Source organism: Streptomyces sp. NPDC002386 (genome assembly GCF_053593175.1).
In genome coordinates this window covers 176530-191578 of the sequence record NZ_JBSFBX010000015.1, presented here as the reverse complement: position 1 = coordinate 191578, position 15049 = coordinate 176530, and the positions used below count along the sequence as shown (strand labels likewise).

The 15049-nt window shown below is 72.3% G+C and carries 15 protein-coding genes; 8 read left to right on the top strand and 7 right to left on the bottom strand.

Going from position 1 to position 15049, the window contains the following annotated elements:
- Positions 1–119: 119 nt before the first annotated feature.
- The gene (lysS, locus tag ACWCPN_RS27975; RefSeq protein WP_451211379.1) at positions 120–1862 is read left to right on the top strand and encodes a lysine--tRNA ligase; all 1743 of its coding nucleotides are present in this window, start codon (positions 120–122) and stop codon (positions 1860–1862) included.
- 67 nt (positions 1863–1929) lie between these two features.
- On the opposite strand, the gene ACWCPN_RS27970 is transcribed toward lysS, so the two are convergent.
- The 3 genes from ACWCPN_RS27970 to ACWCPN_RS27960 form a co-directional block, all read right to left on the bottom strand.
- Positions 1930–3180, bottom strand: a complete 1251-nt coding sequence (locus ACWCPN_RS27970; protein ID WP_451211448.1) for a DUF2637 domain-containing protein — start codon at positions 3178–3180, stop codon at positions 1930–1932.
- A 99-nt stretch (positions 3181–3279) separates the two neighbouring features.
- Complete coding sequence (locus ACWCPN_RS27965) at positions 3280–4206, bottom strand: DUF3558 domain-containing protein (RefSeq protein WP_451211376.1); 927 nt, start codon at positions 4204–4206, stop codon at positions 3280–3282.
- A gap of 128 nt (positions 4207–4334) precedes the next feature.
- Positions 4335–5168, bottom strand: a complete 834-nt coding sequence (locus tag ACWCPN_RS27960) for a DUF3558 domain-containing protein (RefSeq protein ID WP_451211373.1) — start codon at positions 5166–5168, stop codon at positions 4335–4337.
- A gap of 215 nt (positions 5169–5383) precedes the next feature.
- On the opposite strand from ACWCPN_RS27960, the gene ACWCPN_RS27955 reads away from it, so the two are divergent.
- The gene (locus tag ACWCPN_RS27955) at positions 5384–6577 is read left to right on the top strand and encodes an RtcB family protein (protein ID WP_451211370.1); all 1194 of its coding nucleotides are present in this window, start codon (positions 5384–5386) and stop codon (positions 6575–6577) included.
- Between the two features lie 7 nt (positions 6578–6584).
- On the opposite strand, the gene ACWCPN_RS27950 is transcribed toward ACWCPN_RS27955, so the two are convergent.
- From ACWCPN_RS27950 to ACWCPN_RS27935, 4 genes are all read right to left on the bottom strand, one after another.
- A complete protein-coding gene (locus ACWCPN_RS27950; RefSeq protein ID WP_451211368.1) occupies positions 6585–8207 on the bottom strand; it encodes an alpha/beta hydrolase in 1623 nt (540 codons plus the stop codon).
- A 154-nt stretch (positions 8208–8361) separates the two neighbouring features.
- On the bottom strand, positions 8362–8508 hold the full coding sequence (locus ACWCPN_RS27945; protein ID WP_365129598.1) for a hypothetical protein: 147 nt from the start codon (positions 8506–8508) through the stop codon (positions 8362–8364).
- Positions 8508–9284 (bottom strand): SDR family NAD(P)-dependent oxidoreductase, encoded by a 777-nt coding sequence (locus ACWCPN_RS27940; RefSeq protein ID WP_451211365.1) that lies wholly within the window; start codon positions 9282–9284, stop codon positions 8508–8510. The genes ACWCPN_RS27945 and ACWCPN_RS27940 overlap by 1 nt, the downstream gene beginning before the upstream one ends.
- A gap of 52 nt (positions 9285–9336) precedes the next feature.
- A complete protein-coding gene (locus ACWCPN_RS27935) occupies positions 9337–9675 on the bottom strand; it encodes a YnfA family protein (RefSeq protein WP_199211490.1) in 339 nt (112 codons plus the stop codon).
- Positions 9676–9789: 114 nt separating this feature from the next.
- On the opposite strand from ACWCPN_RS27935, the gene ACWCPN_RS27930 reads away from it, so the two are divergent.
- The 6 genes from ACWCPN_RS27930 to ACWCPN_RS27905 all read left to right on the top strand — a co-directional run bounded on the left by ACWCPN_RS27930 (position 9790) and on the right by ACWCPN_RS27905 (position 15037).
- Positions 9790–10260, top strand: coding sequence for a hypothetical protein (locus tag ACWCPN_RS27930; RefSeq protein ID WP_451211362.1), 471 nt, complete (start codon positions 9790–9792; stop codon positions 10258–10260).
- A 233-nt stretch (positions 10261–10493) separates the two neighbouring features.
- Positions 10494–10973 (top strand): MarR family transcriptional regulator, encoded by a 480-nt coding sequence (locus tag ACWCPN_RS27925; RefSeq protein WP_392291878.1) that lies wholly within the window; start codon positions 10494–10496, stop codon positions 10971–10973.
- 91 nt (positions 10974–11064) lie between these two features.
- Positions 11065–12150, top strand: coding sequence for an LLM class flavin-dependent oxidoreductase (locus ACWCPN_RS27920; RefSeq protein ID WP_451211357.1), 1086 nt, complete (start codon positions 11065–11067; stop codon positions 12148–12150).
- 26 nt (positions 12151–12176) lie between these two features.
- Positions 12177–12773, top strand: coding sequence for an FMN reductase (locus ACWCPN_RS27915; RefSeq protein ID WP_451211445.1), 597 nt, complete (start codon positions 12177–12179; stop codon positions 12771–12773).
- Between the two features lie 108 nt (positions 12774–12881).
- Positions 12882–13604 (top strand): response regulator transcription factor, encoded by a 723-nt coding sequence (locus tag ACWCPN_RS27910; RefSeq protein WP_451211442.1) that lies wholly within the window; start codon positions 12882–12884, stop codon positions 13602–13604.
- Positions 13604–15037, top strand: coding sequence for an ATP-binding protein (locus ACWCPN_RS27905; protein WP_451211354.1), 1434 nt, complete (start codon positions 13604–13606; stop codon positions 15035–15037). The genes ACWCPN_RS27910 and ACWCPN_RS27905 overlap by 1 nt, the downstream gene beginning before the upstream one ends.
- Positions 15038–15049 lie beyond the last annotated feature (12 nt).

Sequence of the window (15049 nt, the reverse complement as noted above, 5' to 3'; positions counted from 1 at the left end):
CGTGGGGATGGATAGACCCGGCCAGTATCCCATGGGGGGCAAAGGGGTTTTCCCGGTCGCGAGGCGGTCTGGGAGAATGAGACGGTCACCCCGTCCAAGAAGCGTTCAGAAAGAAGGACGTGCCGATCGTGGCTCAGAGCACCGAGACCGCCGACTGGGTCTCCCGTTTCGCCGATGACGTCATCGAGGAGTCGGAGCGACGGGCCCCCGGCAAACCGGTGGTCGTCGCGTCCGGTCTTTCCCCCTCCGGCCCGATCCACCTCGGCAACCTGCGCGAGGTCATGACCCCGCACCTGGTCGCCGACGAGATCCGCCGCCGCGGCCACCAGGTCCGGCACCTGATCTCCTGGGACGACTACGACCGGTACCGCAAGGTGCCGGAGGGCATCGCGGGCGTCGACAAGTCCTGGGCCGAGCACATCGGCAAGCCGCTGACCTCGGTGCCGGCGCCGAAGGGGTCGGCGTACCCGAACTGGGCGGAGCACTTCAAGGCCGCGATGATCGCCTCGCTGGCCGAGCTGGGCGTGGAGTTCGACGGGATCAGCCAGACGGAGCAGTACACCTCCGGTGTCTACCGCGAGCAGATCCTGCACGCCATGAAGCACCGCGGCGACATCGACGCGATCCTCGCCCAGTACCGCACCAAGAAGGCCCCGGCCAAGAAGCAGCAGCAGAAGCAGGTGGACGAGGCGGAGCTGGAGGCCGAGGAGGGCTCGGGCGCCGCCGCCGAGGACGACGGCAGCTCCGGCGCCGCCGGCTACTTCCCGTACAAGCCGTACTGCGGCAACTGCGAGAAGGACCTGACGACCGTCACCTCCTACGACGACGACAGCACCGAGCTGGCGTACACCTGCACCGCCTGCGGCTTCACCGAGACGGTCCGGCTGAGCGAGTTCAACCGCGGCAAGCTGGTCTGGAAGGTCGACTGGCCGATGCGCTGGGCCTACGAGGGCGTGGTCTTCGAGCCGAGCGGCGTCGACCACTCGTCCCCGGGGTCCAGCTTCCAGGTGGGCGGGCAGATCGTCGGGATCTTCGGCGGCAAGCAGCCCATCGGCCCGATGTACGCCTTCGTCGGCATCTCCGGCATGGCGAAGATGTCGTCCTCGCGCGGTGGCGTGCCCACCCCGGCCGACGCGCTGCAGATCATGGAGCCGCAGATCCTGCGCTGGCTGTACGCCCGGCGCCGGCCGAACCAGTCCTTCAAGATCGCCTTCGACCAGGAGATCCAGCGGCTCTACGACGAGTGGGACAAGCTGGCGGCGAAGGTCGCCGACAGCTCCGCGCTCCCCGGTGACGTCGCCGCCTACACGCGGGCCGTGGGCACGGCCGCGGCCGAGCTGCCGCGGACCGCGCGTCCGCTGCCGTACCGCACGCTCGCGTCGGTCGCCGACATCACCGCCGGGCACGAGGACCAGGCGCTGCGCATCCTCAGCGAGCTGGACCCCGAGCAGCCCCTGGGCTCGCTGGACGAGGCGCGGCCCCGGTACGACAAGGCGGAGGCGTGGATCAACACCCACGTCCCCGCCGACCAGCGCACCATCGTCCGCGACGAGCCCGACGCCGAGCTGCTGAAGTCCCTCGACGAGGCCTCCCAGCAGTCGGTGCGGCTGCTGCTCGACGGGCTCGCCGAGCACTGGTCGCTGGACGGGCTGACCCACCTCGTCTACGGCGTGCCCAAGGTGCAGGCCGGGTTCGCGGCCGACGCGACGCCCAAGGAGCTGCCGCCGGAGATCAAGACGGCCCAGCGGTCGTTCTTCGCCCTGCTCTACCACCTGCTGGTCGGCCGGGACACCGGGCCGCGGCTGCCCACGCTGCTGCTCGCCGTGGGCCAGGAGCGGGTGCGGGCCCTGCTCGGCGAGTAGGGGAGGCGGACACGAAGGAGGGGCCCTCGTCACGAGGGCCCCTCCTCCGTGTCCACGTGCGCCGCCGTCAGGCGATGTGGTCCTCTTCCATCTCCGCCGTGTGGCGCTGCTGGAAGCGTTCCGCGAGATCCTTCAGGGCGCTGGGGCTCAGCGTGTTGCCGTACGTCGCCTCGATGTTGTCACCGAGCACGCGGGGCGTGGGGTAGCTGCCGTCGATCGACTGGCGGAAGACCTGGTAGTACGCGTCCTCGTCCGGCTCCGGGGGGCCGCCGCCCTCGCCGAGCTCGCGGGTGCGGTTGGGGCCCACCGGGATCGGGAAGCTGCCGGTCTCCTCGGGGGAGGGCTGCTGGAACTGCTCCACCGGCTGCTCGTCGTACCAGCCCTCGTACTCCTCCTCGGGGACGTACTGGGGGTCCGGGACGGGGTTGTAGGCCGGGTCGTAGCCGCCGTGGTAGTCCACCTCGCGCGGAGTCTGGAACCAGGGGCTCTCCTCGTCGACGGGCGGCTCGGGGCGCTGCTGCCCGGGAGGCGCCGCCTGCCGCGGGACGGACGCCGCGACGGCGGCAGGGCCGTCCGCGGCCGCGGTGGCGGCGGGAGCGGGCAGTTGCGGCTGGGACTGCGGCTGGGGCTGCGGAGCCGCCGGCAGGAGCAGCGGTTCGATGCCCGCCGCCGCGAGGCCCGCCGGGGCCGTCTCCGCGAGGGGGACTCCGTAGCGGGCCAGGCGCAGCGGCATCAGCGACTCGACCGGGGCCTTGCGGCGCCAGGCGCGGCCGAAACGGGAGCGCAGCCGGGCCTGGTACACCAGGCGCTCCTGCTCCAGCTTGATCACCTGGTCGTAGGAGCGCAGCTCCCACAGCTTCATGCGGCGCCACAGCAGGAACGTGGGCAGCGGGGAGAGCAGCCAGCGGGTGATGCGGACGCCCTCCATGTGCTTGTCCGCCGTGATGTCCGCGATCCGGCCGATGGCGTGCCGGGCCGCCTCGACGGCGACGACGAACAGGATCGGGATCACCGCGTGCATGCCCGTGCCCAGCGGATCCGGCCAGGCGGCGGCGCCGTTGAAGGCGATCGTCGCCGCCGTCAGCAGCCACGCCGTCTGCCGCAGCAGCGGGAAGGGGATGCGGATCCAGGTCAGCAGCAGGTCCAGGGCGAGCAGGACGCAGATGCCCGCGTCGATGCCGATCGGGAACACGTAGGAGAAGTTCCCGAAGCCCTTCTTGAGAGCCAGTTCACGGACTGCCGCGTAGGAACCGGCGAAGCCGATGCCGGCGATGATCAACGCGCCGGACACGACCACGCCGACGAGTATGCGGTGCATCCGAGTCAGCTGCATTGGCGCGGCCACTCGTCATCCCCTCCCATTGCGTGTTGTTGCGCGCAACAGAGTGGCACACGTGTGCGGCGCACGTGACCCGGGTCAGTCCTTCTTCGCGGCCGACTTGGACGGAGAAGCGCTGGATGAGGGCGACTTGGACGCCTGCTTCGAGGGCGACTTGGACGCCTGCTTCGAGGGCGACTTCGACGCGGACTTGGACGGGGAGGCGGTCCCGCCCGTGGACGCGCCGGAACCGGAGCCTCCGTCATTGGCCGCCGAGACGGACGCGACGGCCTCCTTGACGGCCTTCTGCGCGTCCTTCGCCAGGTCGTCCGCGCCGGGGGTCTTCTCGCCCGCGAGGCCGGCGCCGTTGTAGTCGAGCGTGACGACGACGTTCTCGACCCGGGCGACCACCGTCTGCTGCTTGAAGGTGCCCTCCTTCTTCTTCAGGTCGTAGCGCACCAGCGTCGCCTCGGTGCCCGTCCCGGCGACCGGCTCCGTCCTGGTGTTCTTCGCCCCGGAGACGGTCTTGGCGTCCTCGACCTGCTGGGTGAGGTAGGCGTGCGCCTGCTTGTCGCCCGAGCCGCGGCCGGCGTCCGAGTCGAAGCGCAGCATGGAGACGTTCAGCCAGCGGAACTGCGAACCCTTCACCCCGTTGTTGTCCAGGCTGTTCCAGGAGCAGGAGGAGCGGGTCGCCGTGTCGTCGCTGCTGCCCTCCTTGCCGGCCTTGGCGCCCTTGGGCACCAGGTCGGTCAGGGTCTTCTTCGACAGCACCGCGCACGCCTCGGGGAGCTTGTGGTACGCGGCGGGCTGCACCGTCGGGGACGCGCTCGCCGACGGCTTCGACGAACCGCTGCCGGCGGTCGGCCGCGCGCTGTCGCCGCCCTTGTCCGCGGAGTCGCCGGAGTCCGAGGAGCAGGCGGCGGTGATCAGCACCGCGGGAACGGCCGCCGCGCAGACAAGGGCGCGGCGCAGACGCTTGGCTCGCTGGTCATGGGCACGGTCGTTTCGCTGAGCTGCTCGCTGCATGGTTCCTTCACTCGTGACACTCGGTGTGCGTGCGGGTTCCTGCGGGGCCCCACGGTACGCGGTGAAGGAGTGGTGCGGTTTGCCTTCACGCGCTTCGCGAACAGTGCCGCCGGAGCCCGCGGGGGCCGTCATCCGCCCAGGGCGTCAGCCAGTTGGGAGGCCAGATTCCGGGCCCTGTCCTGCAGTTCCTTGCTGTCCGGGACCGCCCCCGTCGCCATCGGCTGCTCCTCGTACCCGATGGTGACGACGACGTTGGACGTGCGGAACACCACAGTCACCGTCCGCTGTTCGGCCGTCGAACCGGAGGTGTTGAGCTGGTCGTCCAGATACGCCTCGTCACCGAGATCGGGCAGCACCCGGGGCTGCAGCTCGGCCGGCGGAGCGCCGGCGGCGCCCGAGGAGGACTCCGGAGCGGACCCCGAGGGGGACTCCGAGGCCGACGGGGAGGCGTCGTCGCCCGTGCTCGCCGTCGGTGTGGGCGCCGTGGGGGTGGCGGAGGCGGGAGCGCTCGGCTCGGGCAGGTCGGCGGCCGTCTGCTGCTCCAGGAACAGCTTCTGCGCCTGGTCGTCGTCGCTGACCGCGTTGTCGTACGACACCACGCGCTCGAAGTCGACCGCGAGCCGGTCGGTGGCGGCGCCGGACGACGCCTTCCAACGGCAGCCCACCTTGCGGTCGGTGTTGTAGGTGAGCGTCGCCTCGCCCTGGTAGGCCTTCTCCCGCTGGTCCTGGTCGGTGATCTGCCCGATGCCCGGCAGCAGGGAGTCGAGGGTGTCGTGGTCCACCGCCCCGCAGGGCTCGGGGAGGCTGCGGTACTTGCCGGGCTGGGCGGCGGGCGTGGCCGTACCGGCGTTGCCCGGGTTGGCGTTGTCGGTGGGACCGCTGTCCCCCGAGCCGCTCGTGCAGCCGGCCAGCAGCGCCACGAGGAGGGCGGCGGTGCCGGTCACATACGCCTTCCGCTGCACGGTCGGGCTCCTCTCGACGGTCTCTGCTCGCTGGGTGGTCCAGTGTCCCCGCTGGTTATTCGCTTGCCGCCGCGGGGCGCTCCCTGGAGACAATGTGTACCGCACGCACTGCCGTGAACGACGGTCCCCTGTCCCTTTTCATAGACCTTGTCGCCGCTTTTGCGTTTTGCTGTTCATAGGACTTTTGTTGTCGTTTCCGGGGGAATGAGGAACCCATGTCGTACGTGGAGATGCCGGGCGCGAAGGTGCCGATCCGGATGTGGACCGACCCGGCGACGGTCGAGGACGTGGCCCTGCGTCAGCTCCAGAACGTCGCCACCCTGCCGTGGATCAAGGGCCTGGCCGTGATGCCGGACGTCCACTACGGCAAGGGCGCGACCGTCGGCTCGGTCATCGCGATGCGGGGCGCGGTGTGCCCGGCCGCGGTGGGCGTGGACATCGGCTGCGGCATGTCGGCGGTACGGACCTCCCTGACCGCGAACGACCTGCCGGGCGACCTGTCCCGGCTGCGGTCGAAGATCGAGCAGGCCATTCCGGTCGGGCGGGGGATGCACGACGACCCCGTGGCGCCGGGGCGGTTCCACGGGCTGGCCACGTCGGGCTGGGACGAGTTCTGGGGGCGGTTCGGCACGGTCGCCCAGGCGGTGCACTTCCGCGAGGAGCGGGCCACGAAACAGATGGGCACCCTGGGCTCGGGCAATCACTTCGTCGAAGTGTGCACCGACACCACCGGCGCCGTCTGGCTGATGCTGCACTCCGGCTCCCGCAACATCGGCAAGGAGCTCGCCGAGCACCACATCGGCGTGGCCCAGCGGCTGTCGCACAACCAGGGCCTGGTCGACCGGGACCTCGCCGTCTTCGTCTCGGACACCCCGCAGATGGCGGCGTACCGCAACGACCTGTTCTGGGCGCAGGAGTACGCGAAGTACAACCGCACGCTGATGATGGCGCTCCTGAAGGACGTGGTCCGCAAGGAGTTCAAGAAGGCGAAGCCGGTCTTCGAGCCGGAGATCTCCTGCCACCACAACTACGTGGCGGAGGAGCGCTACGAGGGCATGGACCTGCTGGTCACCCGCAAGGGGGCGATCCGGGCCGGCTCCGGCGAGTACGGGATCATCCCGGGCTCGATGGGCACCGGTTCCTACATCGTGAAGGGCCTCGGCAACGACCGGTCCTTCAACTCCGCCTCGCACGGGGCGGGCCGGCGGATGAGCCGCAACGCGGCCAAGCGCCGGTTCTCCACCAAGGACCTGGAGGACCAGACCCGGGGTGTGGAGTGCCGCAAGGACTCCGGCGTGGTGGACGAGATCCCGGGGGCCTACAAGTCGATCGACCAGGTCATCGACCAGCAGCGGGACCTCGTCGAGGTCGTGGCCAAGCTGAAGCAGGTCGTCTGTGTGAAGGGCTGACGCCGGCTCAGGAGCGGGCGTGGTCCAGTGCTCCGCCGCCGGTGGCGACGGAGCCGGTCGGGGTGGGGGCGGGGAACGGTGCCGTGTCCTGGTGGCAGGTCGTGCCGGGCGGGGGGAGCGTGCCGTCGACCAGGTAGCGGCTCTCGTACCCGGCGACACAGGCGCTGGGGTTGATCAGCGCGGTGTGGCCGTAGCCGTCGAGGGTGAGCAGCCTTGCGTCGGCCAGTTCCCCGGCCAGGGCGCGCGCGTCCGCGTAGGGGGTGGCGGGGTCGTAGCGGGTGCCGACCAGCAGCAGCGGGGCCGTCGGGCGGTTCCAGGGGCCGCTGTAGCGGTCGGCGGCGACGGCGGGCCAGGAGAAGCAGGCCACGGCGGCCCAGGTCCAGACGCGTCCGGCGTCGCCCGCCCGGGCTGCCGCCCGCTCCTCCAGTGCGGGATAGGCGGCGGGGTCGCGGGGGTTGGGGCTCTCGCCGCAGAGCACCGCGGCGGCCTGTTCGTCGCCGAGGTACGGGTCCGGGTGCGGGACCGGCGGCGGGGCCGGGCGCTGGGCCTGCTCCGGGGCGCGGCCCTGCCACAGGCGCTGCAGGGCGCGGGCGACGTCGGTCCACCCGGGATCGACGACGTAGAGGCCGGTCACCACCTCCGCGGCGGTGCGGCCGTACGTCCAGTCGCCCACGGGGTGCGTGCGCAGCCGCCGCATCAACTCGTCGAACTTCGCCCGGGTGGCCCGCGCGCCGCCCGCCGAGAAGGCGCAGCGGGCGGTGGTGGTGCTTCCGCAGAGGGTGAGGAACCGCTCCAGCACCTCCGCCGCGCTGCGGTCCGAACCCAGCCGCAGGAACGTCGTGAGCGGGGCGTCGCCGAGGGCGCCGTCCGCGTACGCCCGCGCGTCCACGTTGCTGTCGAGGGTCATGGCGCGGACCTTGCCGGGGAACAGGTTGGCGTAGGTGGCGCCCAGGAACGTGCCGTAGGAGATGCCGAAGTAGGTCAGCCGCGGGTCGCCCACCGCCTGCCGGAGCAGGTCGAGGTCGCGGGCGGAGTCCGCGGTGGACACGTGGCGCAGCAGTTCGGGATCGCGCTGGGCGCAGCGCCGGGCCAGGTCGCGGTACGCGGCGAAGGTGTCAGCCCGTTCCTGCGCGCCCACCGGGATGCCGGCCGGTTTGGCCGCCGTCCACGCGGTGGCCTCCTGCCGGGTGGCGAAGCAGTCGACGGCGGTGCTGTTGCCGATGCCGCGCGGGTCCCAGCTCACGATGTCGAACCGTTCCCGCACCTCGCGCGGGAGGAACCCGTAGGTCTGCGGCATCTGGACGGTGCCGGGGCCGCCCGGTCCGCCGGGGTTGAAGAACAGGGTGCCGACGCGCCGTCCGGGGTCGGTGGCCCGGTGCCGGACGACGGCGAGTTCGACGGTGCGGCCGCCGGGGTTGGCGTGGTCCAGCGGCACCGTCGCGGTCGCGCAGTCGAACGGGCCGCCGGGGACGCATGGGTGCCAGTCCAGGCGGGGGACGGGCGCCACGGGCGCCGGCGGTCCGCCGGCCGCCGCGCGGTCCGTTCCGGTCAGGACCGTCGAACAGGCCACCATCACCGCGACGACCGCGGTCCAGCATCTGCGCCCCGGTATGACCCCGGCCGTTTCCATGCCGTCTCCCTTCACGGCCTGGCGTCCGGTGGCGCTCGCGCGACGGACTCCGGACGCCGCCGGCCGTCCGGACCACGACACCGCGAGGCACGGGTGTGGGCCAGCCGGCCGCGTCCGAATGGCGGAACCGCGGCGGGAGGAGGGCGGGGAGGGGCTACTTCGCGTGGCGCACGGCGTAGATCATGACGAACGCCACGAAGTGGATGCCGAAGAGGAAGTAGGCGAGGAAGTACCAGACCTGGCGTTCGTTCCTCGTCTCCTCGGCCAGGCGGCGTCTCTCCAGCGAGTCGGCGTCGGGCATCACGACTCCCTGTGCACCTTGGTGTTCGACGCCTGGGCGCGCGGGCGCAGCACGAGGAGGTCGACGTTGACGTGGCTGGGGCGGGTGACCGCCCAGGTGATGGTCTCCGCGACGTCGTCGGCGGTGAGGGGTTCGGCCACGCCCTCGTAGACCTTCGCCGCCCGGTCGGTGTCGCCGCCGAAGCGGGTCAGGGCGAACTCCTCGGTCTTGACCATGCCGGGCGCGATCTCCACGACGCGGACCGGCTTGCCGACGATCTCCAGGCGGAGGGTCTCGGCGAGGACGTGGGCGCCGTGCTTGGCGGCGACGTAGCCGGCACCGCCCTCGTAGGTGCCGTGGCCGGCGGTCGAGGACACCACGACCACCACTCCGTCGCCGCTCGCCTCCAGCCTGGGCAGCAGCGCCTGGGTGACGTTGAGGGTGCCGAGGACGTTCGTCTCGTACATCGTGCGCCAGTCGGCCGGGTCGCCACTGGCCACCGGGTCGGCGCCGAGGGCACCGCCGGCGTTGTTGACCAGGACGCCGATCGTGCGGAAGGCCGACGCGAACTCGTCGACGGCCGCGCGGTCGGTGACGTCGAGCTGGTAGGCGGCGGCCGAGTGGCCGGCCGTGTTCAGCTCCTCGGCCAGCGCCTCGATGCGGTCCTTGCGGCGGGCGGTGAGGACGACGCGGTAACCGGCCCGGGCGAGCTGCCGGGCCGTGGCGGCGCCGATACCGCTGCTCGCACCGGTGACGACGGCGATGCGGGAGGCGGCGGACGGGGCTGCGGTGGCCATGGGCTGCTCCTGGGACTGCGGCGGGTCGGTTCCGTCCAGCGTATGTGAGCCCTCAGACGCCGTTCCGGGGCGCCCACATGATGACCGCCATCCCGGCCAGGCAGATCAGCGCGCCGGCGATGTCCCAGCGGTCGGGTCGGTAGCCGTCGGCGACCACGCCCCACAGGATCGAGCCGGCCACGAAGATCCCGCCGTAGGCGGCGAGGATGCGGCCGAAGTGGGCGTCGGGCTGGAAGGTGGCGACGAAGCCGTAGGCGCCGAGGGCGAGGACGCCGCCGGTGATCCAGAGCCAGCCGCGGTGCTCGCGCACCCCCTGCCAGACCAGCCAGGCGCCGCCGATCTCGAACAGGGCGGCGACGACGAAGAGGGCGGCGGAGCGGAGGACCGGCATGACGGCAGCTTCGCACGGGGGTGTGGTGTCACCTGTTGGAGGGCGCCTGCCGGGCCGTTTCCGTGGCATACATCCGTACGGCGGACACGGACGGCGAGCGCGAGGTGGGACGGCATGCGGACGAGGTCGTGGGTGCTGGGTGCGTGCGGTGCCCTGGTGGTGGCCGCCGGCGGGGCCGGGCCGGCCGGGGCGGTTCCGGAGCCCGAGGCCGATCTGGCGCTGCACGGGAGCGCGGTGATGACCGGGGACCGGGTGGAGGTCTCCCTGACCCCGCGCAACGGCGGGCCCGCCGCGACGCCGGACGCGAGCGTGCTGCTGCGCTGGTCGGTGCCGCTGGCCGAGACCCAGCAGCTGCCCCGGGGGTGCGCGCGCACGGACGAACGGACGGTGGTGTGCGGGATCGGGGCGCTGGCGGTGGACGCGCTGGGGGAGCGGCTCACGGTGGCGGTGCGGCTGAAGGAGCGGCCGGCCGAGGTGACGCTGGAGGTGGACACCGCATGGCTGGGCGGCGCCGTCGACCGGGACCGGACGAACGACCGGCTGAAGGTGCTGGTCCTCGACACCGGGGACCCGTACGCCTTCTGACGCAGGGGGGCGCGTGCGCTTTCCGGTACCGGGGGGTGTGTGCGCTTTCCGGTACCGGGGGTGTGCGTGGCTTGCGGCTTCGGGGACGTGGGCGGCCTCCGGCACCGCGGTCGTGGGTGGCTTGCGGCGTCGGGGACGTGTGCGGCTTGCGGTGCTGGGGTGCGTTCGCTCTGCGGGTGTCCGGGGCCGTGGTCGTACGATCACTGCACCACGCGGACGAAGGGGAGTGCGGCATGGCCGGGAAGGGGACCGGGCGGTCCGGGCTGCTGGCGGAGCTGTCCGTGGTGTCCCGGCGGTACATGGCCTCCTACGCGCTGTTCAACCAGGCCGTGGCCGACCGGATCGGGCTGCACCCCACCGATCTGCAGTGCCTGAACCTGCTCACGCTGGAGGAGGCGCCGGTCACCACGGGCCGGGTCGCGGAGCTGACCGGGCTGACCACCGGGTCGGCGACCCGGCTGGTGGACCGCCTGGAGCGGGCGGGCTACGTGGTGCGGCGGCGCGACGAGGTGGACCGGCGACGGGTGCTGGTGGTGACCGTGCCGGAGCGGATCGCCGAGTTCGGCCGGCTGTGGGACTCGCTGGCCGGTGACTGGTTCTCGCTCTTCGACGAGCTGGACGACACCGAGCTGGCGGTGATCGTGCGGCACATGGAGCGCACGGTGGACTTCGGCCGGGAGCAGGTCGCCCGGCTGCGCGAGCGGCGCGGCTGAGCCGTCCGGGCGGCCGTGGGCAGGGGAATAGCGGCGGGCCGGGGACCGTTCCAGGGCTATAGTTGAACAGTCAACAACCTGGAGGGTGGCCATGCAGTTCGGGATCTTCACCGTCGGCGACGTCACGCCGGACCCCACCACGGGGCGGACGCCGACCGAGCGCGAGCGGATCAAGGCCATGGTCGCCATCGCGCTCAAGGCCGAGGAGGTCGGGCTCGACGTCTTCGCCACCGGCGAGCACCACAACCCGCCGTTCGTGCCCTCGTCCCCGACGACGATGCTCGGCCACATAGCCGCGCGGACCGAGCGGCTCGTGCTGTCCACCTCCACCACCCTGATCACGACCAACGACCCGGTGAAGATCGCGGAGGACTTCGCGATGCTCCAGCACCTGGCCGACGGGCGCGTGGACCTGATGATGGGGCGCGGCAACACCGGACCGGTGTACCCGTGGTTCGGCAAGGACATCCGCCAGGGCATCGACCTCGCCATCGAGAACTACGCCCTGCTGCACCGGCTGTGGCGCGAGGACGTCGTCGACTGGGAGGGGAAGTTCCGCACCCCGCTGCAGGGCTTCACCGCCACGCCGCGGCCCATGGACGGCGTGCCGCCGTTCGTCTGGCACGGCTCGATCCGCTCGCCGGAGATCGCCGAGCAGGCCGCGTACTACGGTGACGGCTTCTTCCACAACAACATCTTCTGGCCCGCGGACCACACCAGGCGGATGGTCGAGCTGTACCGGAAGCGGTACGCCCACTACGGGCACGGCACCCCCGAGCAGGCGATCGTCGGGCTCGGCGGCCAGGTGTTCATGCGCCGCAACTCGCAGGACGCGGTGCGGGAGTTCCGGCCGTACTTCGACAACGCGCCGGTGTACGGGCACGGCCCGTCGCTGGAGGACTTCACCGAGCAGACCCCGCTGACGGTGGGCTCGCCGCAGCAGGTGATCGAGAAGACGCTGTCCTTCCGCGAGTACGCGGGGGACTACCAGCGCCAGCTCTTCCTGATGGACCACGCGGGACTGCCGTTGAAGACGGTCCTGGAGCAGCTCGACCTGCTGGGCGAGGAGGTCGTGCCCGTGCTGCGCGAGGAGTTCGCCAAGGGGCGCCCGGCGGACGTGCCGGAGGCGCCGACCCACCGGACCCTGCTCACCGCGAAGGAGGCGGCCGCCGTATGAACGACTTCCCGAAGCCGAGTGACACCCTGAAGCTCGTCGTCGTGTCGGCGGGACTGGGCGTCCCCTCCTCCACCCGGCTGCTGGCCGACCGGCTGGCCGCGGCGGTGGACCGGCGCCGGCCGGTGGACGTCCAGGTCGTCGAGGTGCGGGACCTCGCGGTCGAGATCGCGCACAACTTCACCAACGGATTCGCCGGGAAGGCCCTGGCCGCCGCGCAGGACGCGGTGGCGGGGGCCGACGGGCTGATCGTCGTCACGCCCGTGTTCAGCGCCTCGTACAGCGGACTGTTCAAGTCCTTCTTCGACGTGCTGGACAAGGACGCGCTCACCGGCAAACCGGTGCTGATCGCCGCCACCGGGGGCACCGGCCGGCACTCCCTGGTGCTGGAGCACGCGCTGCGCCCGCTGTTCGCGTACCTGCGCGCCGTGGTGGTGCCCACCGGCGTCTACGCCGCCTCGGAGGACTGGGGGGCCAAGGGACTCGCCGAGCGGATCGAGCGGGCGGCGGGGGAGCTGGCCGGGCTGATGGCGGGCATGTCCGCCGCCGGGACGGCCCCCGTGGCCGGGCCGCGGGTCGTGCCGTTCGAGGAGCAGCTCGCGCGGATCGGCGCCGCCGGCGCCTGACGCGGTCGCCGCTGTGACGGTGAGAGCGCGGTAAAAAGGGTGATCGTCGGCCTGCGGGCCCGGCGGAACCGCCCGGGGCCTTGGCAGACTGGGAGCGTGCCCCAGACTGTGCTGCTCGCCGAAGACGACCGTGCCATCCGTCATGCCCTCGAGCGTGCCCTGACGCTCGAGGGCTACGAGGTGACGGCCGTCGCCGACGGGGTCGAGGCGCTGGCCCAGGCGCACCGGACCCCGCCGGACGTCCTGGTGCTGGACGTGATGATGCCGGGCATCGACGGACTCCAGGTCTGCCGGGTGCTGCGGGCCGAGGGCGACAGCACCCCGATCCTCATGCTCACCGCCCTGGTGGAGACCGCCGACCGGATCGCCGGCCTGGACGCCGGCGCCGACGACTACGTGGTCAAGCCGTTCGACGTGGAGGAGGTCTTCGCCCGGCTGCGGGCGCTGCTGCGCCGGACCAGCCCGGTGCCGGCGGGCGCCGTCGGTACGGCCCCCGCCGACGGTGGCGGCCGCGAGGCGCAGGCCCCCGACCGGCAGGTGGGCGCCGCGAACATCCGGATGGACCTGCAGGCCCGCCGCGCCTGGCGGGGCGGCCGCGAGCTGGAGCTGACCCGCACCGAGTTCGAGCTGCTGGAACTGCTGGTCCGCAACGCCGGGATCGTGCTCGACCACTCCACCATCTACGACCGGATCTGGGGCTACGACTTCGGCCCCGGCTCCAAGAACCTGGCCGTCTACGTCGGCTACCTGCGCCGCAAGCTGGACGAGCCCGGTGCCCCGCAGCTGATCCACACCGTGCGGGGCGTGGGTTACGTGCTGCGGGAGGACTAGTGGGCCCCGGCCGACGGCCCGGGGCCGGGCCCCGGCCCAGGCTGGTCTCCCTGCGGACCACCTTCGCGGTGTCCTTCGCGGCCGTCACCGCAGCCGTGACCATCCTCGTCGGCATCCTGTCCTACAGTTCCGCCGCCCGTCTGGTCCGGGTCGACCAGCAGTCCGTGTTCACGCAGGTCGTGTCCGACGTACGGGACGAGGTGCGGCAGCACGAGATGGTCCCGGAGGACTTCTCCTCCTCGCGGCCCGGCCACGACCTGGTCCGGCCGGCCCGCACCGACGTGCAGGTGCTGGGCGCGCGGGGGGAGATCGTCGACCACGGCAGCCCGGTGCTGCCGGTCACCGCCCGGGACCGGACCGTCTCCGGGGCGCGGACGGCCGGCCGGGTGGTCGAGCACAAGGACGTCCGGGTCGGCGAGGACCTGTTCCGCATCGCCACCGTCTCGCTCGGCGACGGCAAGGGCGCGGTGCAGGTCGCCCAGGAGTTCAGCGACACCGAGGACCTGCTGCGGGCGCTGCAGCAGCGCACGCTGATCCTGATGTCGGCGGTCGTGGTCGCCGCCGGCCTGTTCGGCTGGTGGCTGGCCCGCCGGATCACCCGGCGCCTGATCGTCCTCACCTCCGCCGCCGAGGACGTGGCCCGCACCCGCCGGCTGGGCATCGAGGTGCCCGTCGCCGGGCTGGACGAGGTGGGCCGGCTCGGCCGCGCCTTCGACCGCATGCTGGGCCGCCTCGCCCAGTCCGAGGAGGACCAGCGGCGGCTGGTCCAGGACGCGGGGCACGAGCTGCGGACGCCGCTGACCTCGCTGCGTACGAACATCTCGCTGCTGCGCAGGATCGACGAACTGCCGCCCGACACCCGGGAGGAACTCGTCGCCGACCTCACCCAGGAGGCCCGGGAACTGACCGACCTGGTCAACGAGCTGGTCGACCTCGCGGCCGGGCAGTCCGACAGCGAGCCGCCGCAGCAGGTGGACCTGGCCGACATCGCCGAGGACGTGCTGGGCCTGGCCAAGCGCCGCACCGGCCGGGAGATCGTGCTGCGCGCGAGCGGTGACACGCGGACCGACGGGCGGCCCGGGATGCTCCAGCGGGCGCTGTCCAACCTGGTCGAGAACGCGGCCAAGTTCGACCGGGGCGGCCAGGGGCCGATCGAGATCGCCGTCACCGGTCCGGCGCGTCCGGGGACGGTCCGGGTCGAGGTGCTCGACCGGGGGCCCGGAATCGCCGAGGGCGACCTCATCCGCATCTTCGACCGCTTCTACCGGGCCGCCGACGCGCGGTCCCTGCCTGGCTCGGGCCTGGGACTGTCCATCGTCCGCGAGGTCGCCATGGCCCACGGCGGGGCCCCGTTCGCCTACCGGCGGGAGGGCGGCGGAGCGGTCATCGGGTTCACCGTCGGGGGCGGGATCGTCGGGGGCGGCGGCGCGTAGCGGCCGGTGCTC

What these genes read in the sequence shown, in the direction of transcription:
- ACWCPN_RS27945 (WP_365129598.1), bottom strand. Translation starts at nt 8,508, where the DNA reads ATGCCCGACGCCGACTCGCTGGAGAGACGCCGCCTGGCCGAGGAGACG.
- ACWCPN_RS27970 (WP_451211448.1), bottom strand. Translation starts at nt 3,180, where the DNA reads ATGCACCGCATACTCGTCGGCGTGGTCGTGTCCGGCGCGTTGATCATC.
- ACWCPN_RS27935 (WP_199211490.1), bottom strand. Translation starts at nt 9,675, where the DNA reads ATGCCGGTCCTCCGCTCCGCCGCCCTCTTCGTCGTCGCCGCCCTGTTC.
- ACWCPN_RS27925 (WP_392291878.1), top strand. Translation starts at nt 10,494, where the DNA reads ATGGCCGGGAAGGGGACCGGGCGGTCCGGGCTGCTGGCGGAGCTGTCC.
- ACWCPN_RS27930 (WP_451211362.1), top strand. Translation starts at nt 9,790, where the DNA reads ATGCGGACGAGGTCGTGGGTGCTGGGTGCGTGCGGTGCCCTGGTGGTG.
- ACWCPN_RS27965 (WP_451211376.1), bottom strand. Translation starts at nt 4,206, where the DNA reads ATGCAGCGAGCAGCTCAGCGAAACGACCGTGCCCATGACCAGCGAGCC.
- ACWCPN_RS27920 (WP_451211357.1), top strand. Translation starts at nt 11,065, where the DNA reads ATGCAGTTCGGGATCTTCACCGTCGGCGACGTCACGCCGGACCCCACC.
- ACWCPN_RS27955 (WP_451211370.1), top strand. Translation starts at nt 5,384, where the DNA reads ATGTCGTACGTGGAGATGCCGGGCGCGAAGGTGCCGATCCGGATGTGG.
- ACWCPN_RS27940 (WP_451211365.1), bottom strand. Translation starts at nt 9,284, where the DNA reads ATGGCCACCGCAGCCCCGTCCGCCGCCTCCCGCATCGCCGTCGTCACC.
- ACWCPN_RS27950 (WP_451211368.1), bottom strand. Translation starts at nt 8,207, where the DNA reads ATGGAAACGGCCGGGGTCATACCGGGGCGCAGATGCTGGACCGCGGTC.